The 14,387-nt window shown below is 38.4% G+C and carries 14 protein-coding genes and 1 other annotated feature; of the genes, 2 read left to right on the top strand and 12 right to left on the bottom strand.

Features of this window, described 5'->3' with window-relative positions:
• Positions 1-16: 16 nt before the first annotated feature.
• Genes mnmA through cymR form a run of 3 tightly spaced genes read right to left on the bottom strand, consistent with a single transcriptional unit; the run spans position 17 to position 2,746 of the window.
• Positions 17-1,132 carry a tRNA 2-thiouridine(34) synthase MnmA gene (gene mnmA / locus ACX5JI_RS01390; RefSeq protein ID WP_459499320.1) on the bottom strand — a complete coding sequence of 372 codons (1,116 nt, stop codon included), beginning with the start codon at positions 1,130-1,132 and terminating at the stop codon, positions 17-19.
• A 16-nt stretch (positions 1,133-1,148) separates the two neighbouring features.
• Positions 1,149-2,294 carry a cysteine desulfurase family protein gene (locus ACX5JI_RS01385; protein ID WP_459499319.1) on the bottom strand — a complete coding sequence of 382 codons (1,146 nt, stop codon included), beginning with the start codon at positions 2,292-2,294 and terminating at the stop codon, positions 1,149-1,151.
• 35 nt (positions 2,295-2,329) lie between these two features.
• Complete coding sequence (gene cymR, locus ACX5JI_RS01380; RefSeq protein ID WP_000704116.1) at positions 2,330-2,746, bottom strand: cysteine metabolism transcriptional regulator CymR; 417 nt, start codon at positions 2,744-2,746, stop codon at positions 2,330-2,332.
• 296 nt (positions 2,747-3,042) lie between these two features.
• Here cymR and ACX5JI_RS01375 point away from each other — a divergent pair, with 296 nt between their 5' ends.
• Complete coding sequence (locus ACX5JI_RS01375) at positions 3,043-4,329, top strand: replication-associated recombination protein A (protein WP_459499318.1); 1,287 nt, start codon at positions 3,043-3,045, stop codon at positions 4,327-4,329.
• Positions 4,330-4,366: 37 nt separating this feature from the next.
• Positions 4,367-5,011: an RsfA family transcriptional regulator gene (locus ACX5JI_RS01370; RefSeq protein ID WP_459499317.1), complete on the top strand. Its 645-nt coding sequence runs from the start codon at positions 4,367-4,369 to the stop codon at positions 5,009-5,011.
• 117 nt (positions 5,012-5,128) lie between these two features.
• Here ACX5JI_RS01370 and ACX5JI_RS01365 read toward each other — a convergent pair whose 3' ends face one another.
• The 9 genes from ACX5JI_RS01365 to ACX5JI_RS01325 form a co-directional block, all read right to left on the bottom strand.
• The gene (locus tag ACX5JI_RS01365; protein ID WP_459499316.1) at positions 5,129-5,896 is read right to left on the bottom strand and encodes a tRNA threonylcarbamoyladenosine dehydratase; all 768 of its coding nucleotides are present in this window, start codon (positions 5,894-5,896) and stop codon (positions 5,129-5,131) included.
• A gap of 183 nt (positions 5,897-6,079) precedes the next feature.
• On the bottom strand, positions 6,080-7,855 hold the full coding sequence (gene aspS, locus ACX5JI_RS01360) for an aspartate--tRNA ligase (RefSeq protein ID WP_459499315.1): 1,776 nt from the start codon (positions 7,853-7,855) through the stop codon (positions 6,080-6,082).
• Positions 7,856-7,867: 12 nt separating this feature from the next.
• The gene (gene hisS, locus ACX5JI_RS01355; protein ID WP_459499314.1) at positions 7,868-9,139 is read right to left on the bottom strand and encodes a histidine--tRNA ligase; all 1,272 of its coding nucleotides are present in this window, start codon (positions 9,137-9,139) and stop codon (positions 7,868-7,870) included.
• Positions 9,140-9,208: 69 nt separating this feature from the next.
• Positions 9,209-9,440 (bottom strand) — a binding site (T-box leader).
• Between the two features lie 54 nt (positions 9,441-9,494).
• Entirely contained in the window at positions 9,495-9,671 is a 177-nt protein-coding gene (locus ACX5JI_RS01350) for a hypothetical protein (RefSeq protein ID WP_459499313.1), read from the bottom strand.
• A gap of 83 nt (positions 9,672-9,754) precedes the next feature.
• Positions 9,755-10,087, bottom strand: a complete 333-nt coding sequence (locus tag ACX5JI_RS01345; RefSeq protein ID WP_459499312.1) for a YrdB family protein — start codon at positions 10,085-10,087, stop codon at positions 9,755-9,757.
• A gap of 60 nt (positions 10,088-10,147) precedes the next feature.
• On the bottom strand, positions 10,148-10,846 hold the full coding sequence (locus tag ACX5JI_RS01340) for an alpha/beta fold hydrolase (protein ID WP_459499311.1): 699 nt from the start codon (positions 10,844-10,846) through the stop codon (positions 10,148-10,150).
• 131 nt (positions 10,847-10,977) lie between these two features.
• The gene (locus ACX5JI_RS01335) at positions 10,978-11,418 is read right to left on the bottom strand and encodes a D-tyrosyl-tRNA(Tyr) deacylase (protein ID WP_459499310.1); all 441 of its coding nucleotides are present in this window, start codon (positions 11,416-11,418) and stop codon (positions 10,978-10,980) included.
• A 17-nt stretch (positions 11,419-11,435) separates the two neighbouring features.
• Entirely contained in the window at positions 11,436-13,622 is a 2,187-nt protein-coding gene (relA, locus tag ACX5JI_RS01330; protein WP_459499309.1) for a GTP diphosphokinase, read from the bottom strand.
• 215 nt (positions 13,623-13,837) lie between these two features.
• Positions 13,838-14,350, bottom strand: a complete 513-nt coding sequence (locus tag ACX5JI_RS01325; protein WP_459499308.1) for an adenine phosphoribosyltransferase — start codon at positions 14,348-14,350, stop codon at positions 13,838-13,840.
• Positions 14,351-14,387 lie beyond the last annotated feature (37 nt).

Genomic DNA, 14,387 nt, shown 5'->3' with positions numbered 1-14,387 from the left:
GCAGAGGCTCTTATTTTTATCCTAAATAATCTAATTTCTTACCACTACGATACACTTCATCAATTGTAGCGCCGCCTAAGCATTCATCTCCATCATAGAAAACAACCGCTTGTCCTGGCGTAATTGCACGAATTGGTTCATCACAAAGAATACGAATCGTATTCTCATCAACGATTTGAACCGTTACCTTATTATCCTCTTGGCGATAACGGAATTTCGCTGTACACTTAAATTCTTTTTCTTTCACTCGATCGCTTACCCAACCTATATTAGTAGCAATTACCTCATCACCATATAGAAGCTCATTATGGAATCCTTGATCAACATATAAAATGTTTTCTTTCAAGTTTTTTCCAACAGCAAACCAAGGATCACCATTACCACCAATACCAAGGCCATGGCGTTGTCCAATTGTATAATACATTAAACCGTCATGTTTCCCTTTCACTTCACCAGATAATGTTTGCATCACACCCGGCTGTGCTGGTAAGTAATTACTTAAGAAATCTTTAAAGTTACGCTCACCAATAAAGCAAATACCTGTACTATCTTTTTTCGTCGCTGTCGCTAAACCTGCTTCTTTTGCCATTTCACGAATTTGCGGTTTCTTTAATTCACCTAACGGGAACATTGTTTTTGATAATTGCTCCTGGCTTAGTTGATTTAAAAAGTATGTTTGATCCTTATTATCATCCACGCCGCGAAGCATTTTATATTCGCCGTCGATATATGCAACACGCGCATAATGACCTGTCGCTACATAATCAGCACCAAGCGCAATTGCATGCTCTAAAAAGGCTTTAAATTTAATTTCTTTATTACACATTACATCTGGGTTAGGCGTGCGACCAGCACGGTACTCGTCTAAAAAGTACGTAAATACTTTATCCCAGTATTGCTTTTCAAAGTTTACTGCATAATATGGGATACCGATTTGATTGCACACTTCGATTACATCATTGTAATCTTCTGTTGCAGTACAGACACCATTCTCATCTGTATCATCCCAGTTTTTCATAAAAATTCCGATTACATCATAACCTTGCTCTTTTAATAAAAGAGCCGCTACAGATGAATCAACGCCACCGGACATCCCGATGACAACGCGTGTTTCGTGAGGTAGTTTGTTCATCTTGTCACCTCCCATACTAGTTTTGTGTTAATCGCTTCACGATTTTCACTGTTTCGTACGCTGCTTTTTCAACCTGTTCCTGTGTATTCCCAAGACCAAAGCTAAAACGTACGGATGAACGTATTTGATCGGAGTCTTTTCCGAACATCGCTACTAGTACATGTGATGGATCAATAGAACCAGCTGTACATGCAGAACCACTTGATACTGCAATACCCGCTAAGTCTAGGTTTACAAGGAATGGCTCAATATCCACTCCTGTAAAACTTACATTAAACACATGTGGTAAGCGATATTCTAAGTTTCCGTTTACCTCGAAAGTAATGTCTTCTTTTTGAAAGACAGATACCATTATATCTTTAAATTCTTCATATTGGGCAATTTTTTGCTCACGAGTTTTTTCTGCTAAAAGAACAGCATGCTGAAGTCCAGCGATGCTAGGCACATTTTCCGTACCTGCACGACGCTTCCGCTCTTGTTCTCCGCCCATTAATAACGGTTCAAATTTCACCCCTGTGCTAGCATATAAAAAACCTACACCTTTTGGACCATTAATTTTATGAGCTGAAATTGATAATAAATCAATGCCGGCGTTTTTCACATCAATTGCTGATAAACCATAAGCTTGTACAGCATCCGTATGAAAATATGCTTGATGGTCTTTTAACAACTCTCCAATTTCTACAATCGGTTGTACAGTACCCACTTCATTATTCCCAAACATAACAGATACGAGAATCGTTTCTTCTGTTAATGCCTCTTTCACATCAGAAACTTGAACACGTCCCGTTTCATCGACAGGTAAATATGTCACCTCGAAACCTTCTCGCTCTAGCACTTCACATGTATGCAAAATAGCGTGATGTTCAATTTGCGTCGTAATAATGTGATTTCCTTTATTACGATTTGCACGTGCCACACCTAAAAGTGCTAAATTATCAGCTTCCGTACCACCGCTTGTAAAAATAATTTCATTTGGATTTGCATTGATGCTGCGTGCACAGGTGCGTCTTGCTTCATCTACTACATGACGCGTTTGGCGTCCATAAAAATGAATACTTGACGGGTTACCAAATGTTTCCGTCATATATGGAATCATCTTTTCGACTACTTCTGGGTGAGCCGGAGATGTCGCAGCATGATCTAAGTAAATGCGTTCCATCAGATCTCCTTCTTTCCAAATCGTTTCACAAGGAATTAAATGTAAAACATATAACCCCCATGGTTTTCTTCCTCATAGCGTACTAAATCTTCTAAAGTTGTACTATCTAATACTTCTTGTACTGCATCACGAACACGCATCCATAATTGGCGCTGTGCTGGTTCTTCCTCTTCTATCATTTCAACAACGCTAATCGGACCTTCTAGCACGCGGATAACATCCCCTGCTGTAATGTTGGCCGGTTGATCAGATAATACATAACCACCATATGCACCGCGTGTACTTTTTACAAGACGAGCGTTACGAAGCGGAGAGATTAGTTGCTCTAAGTAATGTTCAGATAGGTCATGTGCCTGCGCAATTGATTTTAAAGAAATCGGACCCTCACCAAACTTTTTCGCAAGATCAATCATAATTGTTAAGCCGTAACGGCCTTTCGTTGAAATTTTCATCTATTTCGCACCTCTTTTCAAAATTTCACTTCTATTAGTTAAACCTTTATTCGCAAGAAGAACACAATGTAAAAATCAAAATCCTATGAAATTATAGCATAATATAGTATTATAAGAAATTTCAACTTGTGTATTCAAAATCATAACATAAAATCACATTGAAAAACTCGGAAATTGTTATAATAAATAGAAAACTCGAAACAACCTTTGTAATTATGAAACCACAGCATACTTCAATTTTATATGAAAAAGATGATACCATAGAATGAGACTACACATTAAGGGAGACGGTCATGATGAAACAACCACTCGCACATCGAATGCGTCCGGTAAACATTACAGAAATAATCGGACAGCAGCATTTAGTTGGTGAAGGGAAAATTTTATGGCGAATGGTACAGGCAAACCATTTCCAATCGATGATCTTATACGGTCCACCAGGTACAGGAAAAACATCTATTGCGAGCGCAATTGCCGGTAGTACAGGGACGCCATTTCGCCTACTAAACGCTGTTACGCATAACAAAAAAGATATGGAAGTGGTCGTGCAAGAAGCAAAAATGCACCGCCACCTTGTTTTAATTTTAGATGAAGTCCATCGCTTAGATAAAGCGAAACAAGACTTTCTTTTACCACATTTAGAAAGTGGGCTTCTTACATTGATTGGTGCAACAACAAGCAATCCATTCCATGCAATTAACTCCGCTATTCGTAGCCGTTGCCAAATTTTCGAACTCCATACACTAACAGAAAATGATATTTTAATTGGTTTAAAACGAGCTCTTGAAGATAAAGAAAAGGGCTTAGGCGAATATGATGTAACTGTTACAGATGATGCTTTACGCCACTTTGCAAATGCCTCTGGTGGCGATATGCGTTCGGCCTATAATGCACTTGAACTCGCAGTCTTATCTAGTTTCACAACAGATAATCAAGCGGTAGAAATCACACTGGAGATTGCAGAAGAATGTTTACAGAAAAAAAGCTTTGTTCATGATAAAGGCGGAGATGCTCATTATGACGTTCTATCTGCTTTTCAAAAATCAGTGCGCGGAAGTGATGTGAATGCTGCACTTCATTATTTAGCGCGTCTTATTGAAGCTGGAGACTTACAAAGTATTGGGAGACGTCTTCTCATTATGGCATATGAAGATATCGGACTCGCTAGCCCGCAAGCTGGACCGCGTACACTCGCTGCCATTGAATCGGCAGAACGCGTCGGATTCCCGGAAGCTCGAATTCCGCTCGCCAATGCAGTAATCGAACTTTGCCTTTCTCCAAAATCAAACTCAGCATACAAAGCACTTGATGCCGCTCTTCACGACTTACGAAATGGACAAACAGGCGATGTGCCAAGTCATTTGAAAGATAGTCACTATAAAGGTGCTGAATCGTTAGGTAGAGGCATCGGATACTTATATCCTCACGACTATCCAAATGGATGGGTACAACAACAATACTTACCCGACAAAATAAAAAATAAGCAATATTATAAACCGAAAACAACCGGTAAATTCGAGCAGGCACTTTCAGGCGTGTATGAAAGATTACAAAGTTCGCATAAAAGCAAACCAAAAGGGTAATCTAAGCGAAAACGAGATGATAATGGAGGTTTCGCTTATGAAAACACGCCAAGATGCATGGACAGGAGAAGATGATCTCCTTTTAGCAGAAACCGTTTTACAACATATTCGCACAGGAAGCACACAACTAAAAGCATTTGATGAAGTCGGCGATAAATTAAACCGCACTTCGGCCGCTTGTGGCTTTCGCTGGAACGCTGAAGTCAGACAAAATCATGAGGACGCTGTACAGCTCGCTAAAAAGCAAAGAAAAAAATTAAAACGTTCTGAAGCAAATACAGAAAGAGAGCAACTATTACAACCGAAAAAGAAAATTGTAATTGATACTGAATTTTCCGAAGAACTTGTTTCTAGTAAACCTTCTCTTACAATACGAGATGTAATTTCATTCTTGCAAAACTTAGAAAACAATAATCCTCACTTAGAAAAGTTACAAATTGAAAATGAAGGCTTGTATATAAAGCTTGCCTCCTTACAAAAAGCAAATGACGAACTAGAAACCAAATTAGCAGCATTAACAAAAAAACAACAAGCCATTGAGGAAGATTACGCAATGCTTGTCAGAATTATGGATCGCGCTCGAAAGCTTGTTTCAGTAGAAGAACAGGAAGATCAAATTGCCCCTATTTTTAAAACTGATCCAAATGGAAATTTAGATATTATATATTCGGCAGAAAATTGAAGAACGCCCCACCATAACGTTAGGTGGGGCGTTTTCGCATATAAGCAAAATGAAATATATACCTTTTATAAAAATGAAAATGCGTATCCTCCCAATAGAACATACGCACTTCTTTACTTATTCTTGCCCTACACGCTTCACTTCTACGTTTTTAATACGTTCACGTACAACGTGGCTCGCCATAATTAAACCTGCAACAGATGGTACGAATGCGTTTGAAGAAGGTGGTAATTTCGCTTTACGAATTTTTGCATTTTCGTCTGGAACAATCTCTTTACGTACTTCTTCACGAATTACGATTGGATTTTCATCAGAGAATACAACTTTTACACCTTTTTTAATACCTTCTTTGCGAAGCTTTGTACGAATTACTTTCGCAATTGGATCTGTATGTGTTTTCGAAATATCCGCAATACGGAAACGAGTCGGGTCCATTTTGTTTGCTGCACCCATACTTGAGATCATTTTAATTTTACGACGTAAACATTGTTTAATTAAATGAATTTTGAACGTAATTGTATCAGATGCATCTACTACGAAATCTAAACCATGTTTAAAGAACTCTTCATATGTTTCATCTGTATAAAACATTTCAAGTCCAATAACTTCGCAGTCTGGGTTAATATCAGCAATACGCTCTTTCATTAATTCTACTTTTGAACGTCCTACAGTAGAAACTAATGCGTGAATTTGACGGTTAACGTTTGTAATATCAACAACGTCTTTATCAACTAATACAAGGCGTCCTACACCAGAACGTGCTAACGCTTCTGCTGCAAATGAGCCTACGCCGCCAATCCCTAAAACACCAACTGTACTATTTTTTAATATTTCAAGACCTTCTTTTCCGAAGGCTAATTCATTACGTGAAAATTGATGTAACATGCGATTATACACTCCTATTACAAAAATGGTCTACCATGTATTCTAGCGTTTTTCCGACTATTTGTATAGAAAAAGTTACACAATCTCTAAAAATATATCTCCATAAGAAGAATACAGGAAAAATATACATTGCATCCATAAAAAAACTAGATGAGGTTAGTATACCCCATCTAGTTTCCATTCTTACTTCTCTTCTTTTACATGTAACTGTAAGTTCAGCTCTTCCAGCTGCGCCCCTGCAACCGGGCTTGGAGCTTCTGTTAATAAGCAGCTTGCGCTTGCTGTTTTTGGGAATGCAATTGTATCACGAAGGTTCGTACGACCTGCAAGCAACATTACAAGACGGTCTAAACCTAACGCAATTCCGCCGTGCGGTGGTGTACCATATTCGAATGCTTCTAGTAAGAATCCAAATTGTTCTTGTGCTTCTTCTTGTGAGAATCCAAGCGCTTTGAACATTTTCTCTTGTACGTCACGCTCGTAAATACGAAGTGATCCACCACCCAGCTCATAACCGTTTAATACAAGGTCATACGCTTGTGCACGTGCTTTTTCTGGTGCTGTTTCTAATAGCTCAACATCTTCACGGAATGGCATTGTGAATGGATGGTGTGCTGCGAAGTAACGATCTGCATCTTCATCGTACTCAAGAAGTGGCCAATCTGTTACCCATAGGAAATTAAATTTACTTTCGTCAATTAACTCAAGTTCTTTACCTAAACGTAAACGAAGTGCACCTAAGCTATCTGCAACAACACTCTTCTTATCTGCTACGAATAGTAATAAGTCGCCAGCATTCGCTTCCAATGTACTCATTAACACGTTTGCATCTTCTTCACCGAAGAATTTCGCAATCGGTCCTTTTAAGCCGTCTTCTTCAACTTTAAGCCAAGCTAGACCTTTTGCACCGTATACTTTTACGAATTCAGTTAATGCATCGATGTCTTTACGAGAGTATTTACCCGCTGCACCTTTTGCGTTAATTGCTTTTACTTGTCCGCCGCCCTCTACAGCACTTGTAAATACTTTAAAACCACAGCCTGCTGCAAATTCAGATAGGTCTGTTAGTTCCATTTCAAAGCGTGTATCTGGCTTATCAGATCCATAACGAGCCATTGCATCAGCGTATGTCATACGAGGGAATGGTGCATCAATTTCTACACCTTTCGCATCCTTCATCACTTTCGTCATCATACGTTCCATCATTTCTAAAATTTCTTCTTGTGTTAAGAATGATGCCTCGATGTCGATTTGTGTGAATTCTGGTTGACGGTCCGCACGTAAATCTTCATCGCGGAAACAACGTGCTACTTGATAGTAACGCTCAAACCCACCAACCATAAGAAGCTGTTTAAATAGCTGCGGAGATTGAGGTAATGCATAAAATTCACCATCATGCACACGGCTTGGTACTAAATAGTCACGTGCTCCTTCTGGTGTACTTTTTGTTAAGATTGGTGTTTCAACTTCTAAAAACTCTTCTGAATCTAAGAAGTTACGAATTGTTTTTGTTACGTCGTGACGCATTTTGAATGTATTATACATAACTGGGCGACGTAAATCTAAATAACGATATTTTAAACGAACATCTTCTGATGCATCTGTATCGTCAGTAATAATAATTGGCGTCGTTTTTGCTGCATTTAGTACATTTACTTTCGCCCCGTGTACTTCAATGCGTCCTGTTGCCATATTTTCATTGATTGCACCAGCGCCGCGCTCAACAACTGTTCCTTCTACGTGTAATACGTATTCACTACGAATTGTTTCCGCTATTTCTAATGCCTCTTTAGATGTTTCTGGGTTAAATACAACTTGTACAATACCTGTACGGTCACGTAAGTCGATGAAAATTAATCCACCTAAGTCACGGCGCTTTTGTACCCAACCTTTTAATTGAACTGTCTGTCCAACTGCTTCTACCGTTACTTTTCCACATGCATGTGTTCTTTCAGCCACTATGAGTTCCCCCTATATTAATTTTTCTGCTACATATGAAGCAAATACGTCTAATGCTACTTCTTCTTGCTCACCTGTTGCCATATCTTTCAAGTTGATGATGCCTCTCTCTAGCTCATCTTCACCTAATACAGCTACATATTTTGCGTTTAGACGATCTGCTGATTTAAATTGCGCTTTCATTTTGCGATCTAAATAATCTTTTTCAACTGATAATCCAGCCTTGCGAAGATCGAATGCGATTTTTGCAGCATGATCTTTCGCTTTATCTCCAAGTGCTACAACATAGCAATCAATATTATGTTCAATTGGAAGCTCAATATTTTCAGCTTTTAGCGCCATAATTAAACGCTCGATACTCATCGCAAAACCGATACCAGGCATTTCTGGACCACCGATTTCTTGTACAAGACCGTTATAGCGACCACCACCACTTAATGTCGTGATTGCACCGAAACCATCTGCTTCACTCATAATTTCAAATACAGTGTGTTGATAGTAATCTAAACCACGTACTAGATTTGGATCTTTTTCAAACGGAACACCCATCATTGTTAATAACTCTTGTACTTTTTCGTAGTAAGCTGTTGATTCTTCGTTTAAGTATTCTGTAATAGACGGCGCTGTGGCCATTAATTCATGATCACGATCCTTCTTACAGTCTAAAATACGAAGTGGATTCTTCTCTAAACGAGATTGACAATCAGAACAGAACTCGCCAATACGAGGTTCAAAGTGAGCAATTAACGCCTCGCGGTGCGCTTGACGGCTCGCTGCATCACCTAAACTATTTAAAACAACTTTAATATTTTTCAAGCCCATACCGCGATAGAATTCTACAGCAAGAGCAATTACTTCTGCGTCAATTGCTGGATCATTACTACCAATTGCTTCGATACCAAATTGTACGAATTGACGATAGCGACCTGCTTGTGGTCTTTCATAACGGAACATTTGACCAATGTAATATAATTTCGTTGGCTGCGTTGCATCGCCATACATTTTATTTTCAACGTAAGAACGTACAACAGGTGCTGTTCCTTCTGGGCGAAGTGTTAAGTTACGCTCTCCACGATCTTGGAATGAGTACATTTCTTTTTGAACGATATCTGTTGTATCACCTACACCGCGTAAAAATAACTCTGTGTGTTCAAAAATTGGTGTGCGAATTTCTTTATAGTTGTAACGACGGCAAATTTCGCGTGCTTGCCCTTCGATATACTGCCATAACTCAACGCTTCCTGGAAGAATATCTTGCGTTCCGCGTGGGATTTGAATAGACATATTCAGTTCCTCCTCAAATTATTTTAATCTTATTAAAAATAAAAAAACTCCCGCCTCTACTGATTATTCAGTAGGGACGAGAGTATTATACCCGTGGTGCCACCCTAATTGAAGCACGTATGCTTCCACTTTTTTAATAACGCTTAAACTTGCGTCCAACCTCTACTAAGCCTATTAGCCGTTCAAGTTGAAACCTACAGAGTGTCATTCGATCAGTCATCATGTAGAAATGTTTTCAGCCTAGGACATTTCTTCTCTTTTCATGTGTATCTCATCTACTCTTCTCTATCATCGGTTCTCTTCATATGTAAATATAAAATTACTATACGTTTGTTGGGAGCGATTGTCAAGTGCTCTAGGAGCGTTCAATCTGCTTCTTTAAGCGTTTCACATCTTGTAATGAAATACCGAACTCTGAAGCAAGCTCCATAGAAGTATTATTTTGTTCTTTTGCAATAAATTCATGAAAATTCACGTTAAATAATTGGTTTGCACCATTTGTAACAGAGTGCCCTTTTTCGTTCATACGCATACGTATATCCCTCGCAATCAATATGGATGTTTTTACTTTTATTGTTCCATATTGATGAGTTGCTTATACAAAATTTCAACGTTTTACTGCCCCCATATATACATAAGAATACTATTCATAATAATGATTACAGCGAATATAGTTGCTAAAGTAACATATTTCAAATGATAAAGCACCGCAATACCTAATCCAAAAATGATAATCTCTAACATCAAGTGTGATATGCCCTGTAACTTCCATATGGCTGCTGGCGCTCCAAATAAGCCCCATATAATAGCTACAATAAGAGGAAATATAACAGCCAGCACTATTTTCACAGCAAATCCTTTCCCAGTATGAAATCCCCAATATCCTATAATTCCAAGAACACATACTTCTAATACAAAACGTACAGCTATATTCATTTCTTGAAGCATTATGCACCAGCTCCCTACTTCAGATTCCCCTTCTTCCGCGGTGAGCCAAACACCTTATATTTATTGGTTTACATTCGCACATTGATTGAATATACGAACTAACGCTTCTGGATTTGTTTGCATAACCCAATGCCCACCTGTTTCAATTGCAAAAACGCCCCATCCCCGTTCTTTTGCTATTACAGCAGACTTTTGAAAAATAGGAGTCATCGGCCAGCTTTTGGGATGATCTAAAATCTCTACATATGTATGAGGTATCTTATCTACTTGAGGATTTTTCATTTCAACTGCTTGTGTAAAGGCTAATAAAGGCATTGCTGATTTTCTCGGATCTGCTTCATTCCTCGGAAGAACCCGCCAGCCCTCGCCGTGCAATTTTACTTCTTCTATAAAATGAGCAGCCATACCGGGTCCCGAAATATCCATAACCGAATTACCGTCGTTTGGAAGCATCGCATCTACATACACGAGATTTTTAATCAATTTAGGAATTATTTCAGCCACGCCTGTTATTACCATGCCAGAATAACTATGTCCTACTAAAATGACATCCTCCAGTTGCTCATATTGAATAACATTCACAATATCTTGAATATACGTTTTCAGACCTATACTAGGTTTTGCAAGATGTGTTCTTTCTCCAAGTCCTGTTAAGGTAGGAGTATAGACTTCATGCCCCTCTTTTCGTAAACGTGTAGCGATTTCTTTCCAAATATATCCTCCATCCCACGCTCCATGAACGAATACAAATGTTTCCATAATATGTTCCTCCCTATAAATTCCCCTATGTTTTTTGTTATTTTCAAAATAATTATATTACAAATTAACAAAATATACCTTTATAAGAACTAAAAAAAAGAGAGGATCCCCTCCCCTCTCTTCTGTTACCATTATTTACTTTCCAAGATTAAGGTCACCGGACCATCATTAATTAAAGAAACATCCATCATCGCTCCGAACCTTCCCGTTTCTACGTGCAGTCCTTGTTTACGAATTTCTTCATTGAAGAAATGATACAAGTGCTCTGCGTAGTCTGGTTTCGCAGCATCCATAAAGTTCGGACGTCTTCCTTTACGGCAATCCCCGTACAATGTAAATTGCGAAATTGAAAGGACTTGTCCCTCCATATCAAGTACAGAATGGTTCATCTTCCCGTTCTCATCTTCGAAAATACGTAAATTTGCAACCTTCTCGGCAATATATGTTGCATCTTTTTCTGTATCTTCATGCGTAATGCCCACTAACAATGTTAAACCGAACGGAATTTGTCCTACAATCTCACCATCTACTGTAACAGACGCTTCCTTCGATCGTTGCAAGACAACTCTCATCTTTTATACACTCCCTATTAATGCATCATGCGGCGTACTGCATAAATTTCTGGAACTCGTTTAATACGCTCTACTACCTTTTTCAAATGGTGTAAATTACGAATAGAAATAGACATATTAATCGTCGCCATTTTATTACGGTCGCTTCTACCTGAAACAGCTGAAATATATGTTTTCGTTTCTGTTACAGCTTGCAAAACTTCATTTAATAAACCACGGCGATCATATCCGGAAATTTCGATATCAACGTTATATTCAATCTCTTTTTCCGGACTACCTTCCCACTCTACTTCTAATAAACGTTCCATCGCTTCCTCTGTATGCACATTGACACAATCACGACGATGTATAGAAACGCCGCGGCCTTTCGTAATATATCCAATGATATCGTCACCTGGAACTGGGTTACAACATTTCGATAAGCGAATTAATAAATTATCAGCTCCACTTACTTTTACACCTGAATCCCATTTTCTGATTTTCATCGGTTTACGAACTTCTTTCACTTCCACAACGTCTTGTTCTTCTTCACGTTGTTTACGGAACTTGTCCGTTAAACGAGTGACGATTTGCGAAGCTGTAATCCCGTTATATCCAACTGCAGCAAACATATCTTCTTCGTTTGCAAAGTTGAATTTCTCAGCTACACGCTTTAGATTGTCAGGTGCTAACACTTCTTTCATCTCATACTCTAAGCCTCGCACCTCTTTTTCAACAAGTTCGCGACCTTTTTCGATATTCTCATCTCGGCGCTGCTTTTTGAAAAATTGGCGAATCTTATTTTTCGCATGAGACGTTTGAGCAAGTTTTACCCAGTCCTGACTTGGTCCATATGAATGCTTAGACGTTAAAATTTCAATGATATCACCTGTTTTTAATTTATAATCAAGTGTTACCATTTTCCCATTTACTTTTGCGCCAATTGTTTTATTCCCGATTTCTGAATGGACACGGTACGCGAAGTCAATCGGAACCGAACCTAGTGGCAATTCCATGACATCACCTTTTGGTGTAAAGACAAATACCATATCAGAGAATAAATCAATTTTTAACGACTCCATAAATTCTTCTGCATTAGAAGCTTCATTTTGCCACTCTAGTATTTGACGGAACCATGTTAATTTTTTCTCTAGTGTACCTGTCGTTTCTGCTGTTTTTCCCTCTTTATAAGCCCAGTGCGCTGCAATCCCGTACTCTGCAATTTCATGCATCTCTTTCGTACGAATTTGCACTTCAAGCGGGTCACCTTTCGGTCCAATCACAGTTGTATGGAGCGATTGATATAAATTTGCTTTTGGCATTGCGATATAGTCTTTAAAACGCCCTGGCATCGGTTTCCAGCACGTATGAATAATACCTAACACTGCATAGCAATCTTTAATGCTATTTACAACAACACGCACAGCTAATAAATCATAAATTTCATTAAATTGTTTATTTTGAAGCGCCATTTTACGATAAATACTATAAATATGCTTTGGACGCCCTGAAATATCAGGTTGAATGGCTACTTCTTTTAGTTTGTCACGAATACCGGTCATAACTTCATCTAAATATTCTTCACGCTCTGCACGCTTTCGCTTCATTAAATTCACAATACGGTAATATTGTTGCGGATTTAAATAGCGAAGCGATGTATCCTCTAGCTCCCATTTAATTGTATTAATTCCAAGTCTATGAGCTAACGGAGCAAAAATTTCTAACGTTTCATTCGCAATACGACGCTGCTTTTCTTGGGGTAAATGCTTCAGCGTACGCATGTTATGAAGACGATCAGCTAATTTAATTAAAATAACACGAATATCTTGGGCCATTGCAATAAACATTTTGCGGTGGTTCTCTGCTTGCTGCTCCTCATGGGATTTATACTTGATTTTCCCAAGTTTTGTAACCCCATCAACAAGCATAGCGATTTCTTTATTAAATTCACGTTCAATATCTTCTAATGTAATCTCGGTATCTTCTACTACATCATGCAAAAAACCTGCCGACACTGTAGATGGATCCATGTGTAAATCAACTAAAATACCTGCAACTTGAATCGGGTGAATAATATATGGTTCGCCCGATTTTCTATACTGTTCGCTATGTGCATCACGTGCATATTCATAGGCACGTGCCACCAGCTCAATATCATCATCCACTAAATATTGACTTGCTTTCTCGAGTACCTGCTCAGCTGTTAGTACTTGCTCATTTGCCATCGAATCACCTTTTATTGAAAATTGACTTTTTTCCCTTACTCATTACAATAAATTTTATTCTATCATTATAACCTAATGATTGTGAATTGTGAAAAGGAAAAGATTCTACTGATATTTCACCATACTTTTTTGTACGAATGATACAAAAGTACCCGCTCCTCTCCAAGAGATTCACGGGTACTTTTTTCTATCGCCGTAGTTTACCTATATAATAATTAGTATTTTTCTAACACTAATACATCATAACCGTCTAACATTTTGCGGCCATCTAAGTAAGTAAGTTCTACTAAGAATGCAATTCCTGCTACAACTCCGCCAAGCTCTTCAACTAGCTTAATTGTCGCTTCAATTGTTCCACCTGTAGCTAATAAGTCATCTGTAATTAATACACGTTGCCCTGGTTTAATTGCATCTTTATGGATTGTTAAAACATCTTTTCCATATTCTTTACCGTAGTCAACTGTAATGACTTCACGAGGTAATTTTCCTAATTTACGAACTGGCGCAAATCCTACTTCTAATGCATAAGAAACGGGACAACCAATAATGAAACCACGTGCTTCTGGTCCTACTACAAGGTCAATGTCTCTTTGTTTTGCATAAGCAACGATTTCATCTGTTGCTGCTTTGTATGCTTTTCCATCGTTCATTAAAGGTGTAATATCTTTAAAAACAATACCTTCTTTCGGATAATCCGGTACAATTGCGATATGTTGCTTAAAATCCATATTTCTGAATCCTCCTCAGATATAAAGTGAAACTTTA

The sequence above is a fragment of the Bacillus sp. C1 genome (assembly GCF_054570475.1).
This window is presented reverse-complemented; position numbering and strand designations above follow the sequence as displayed.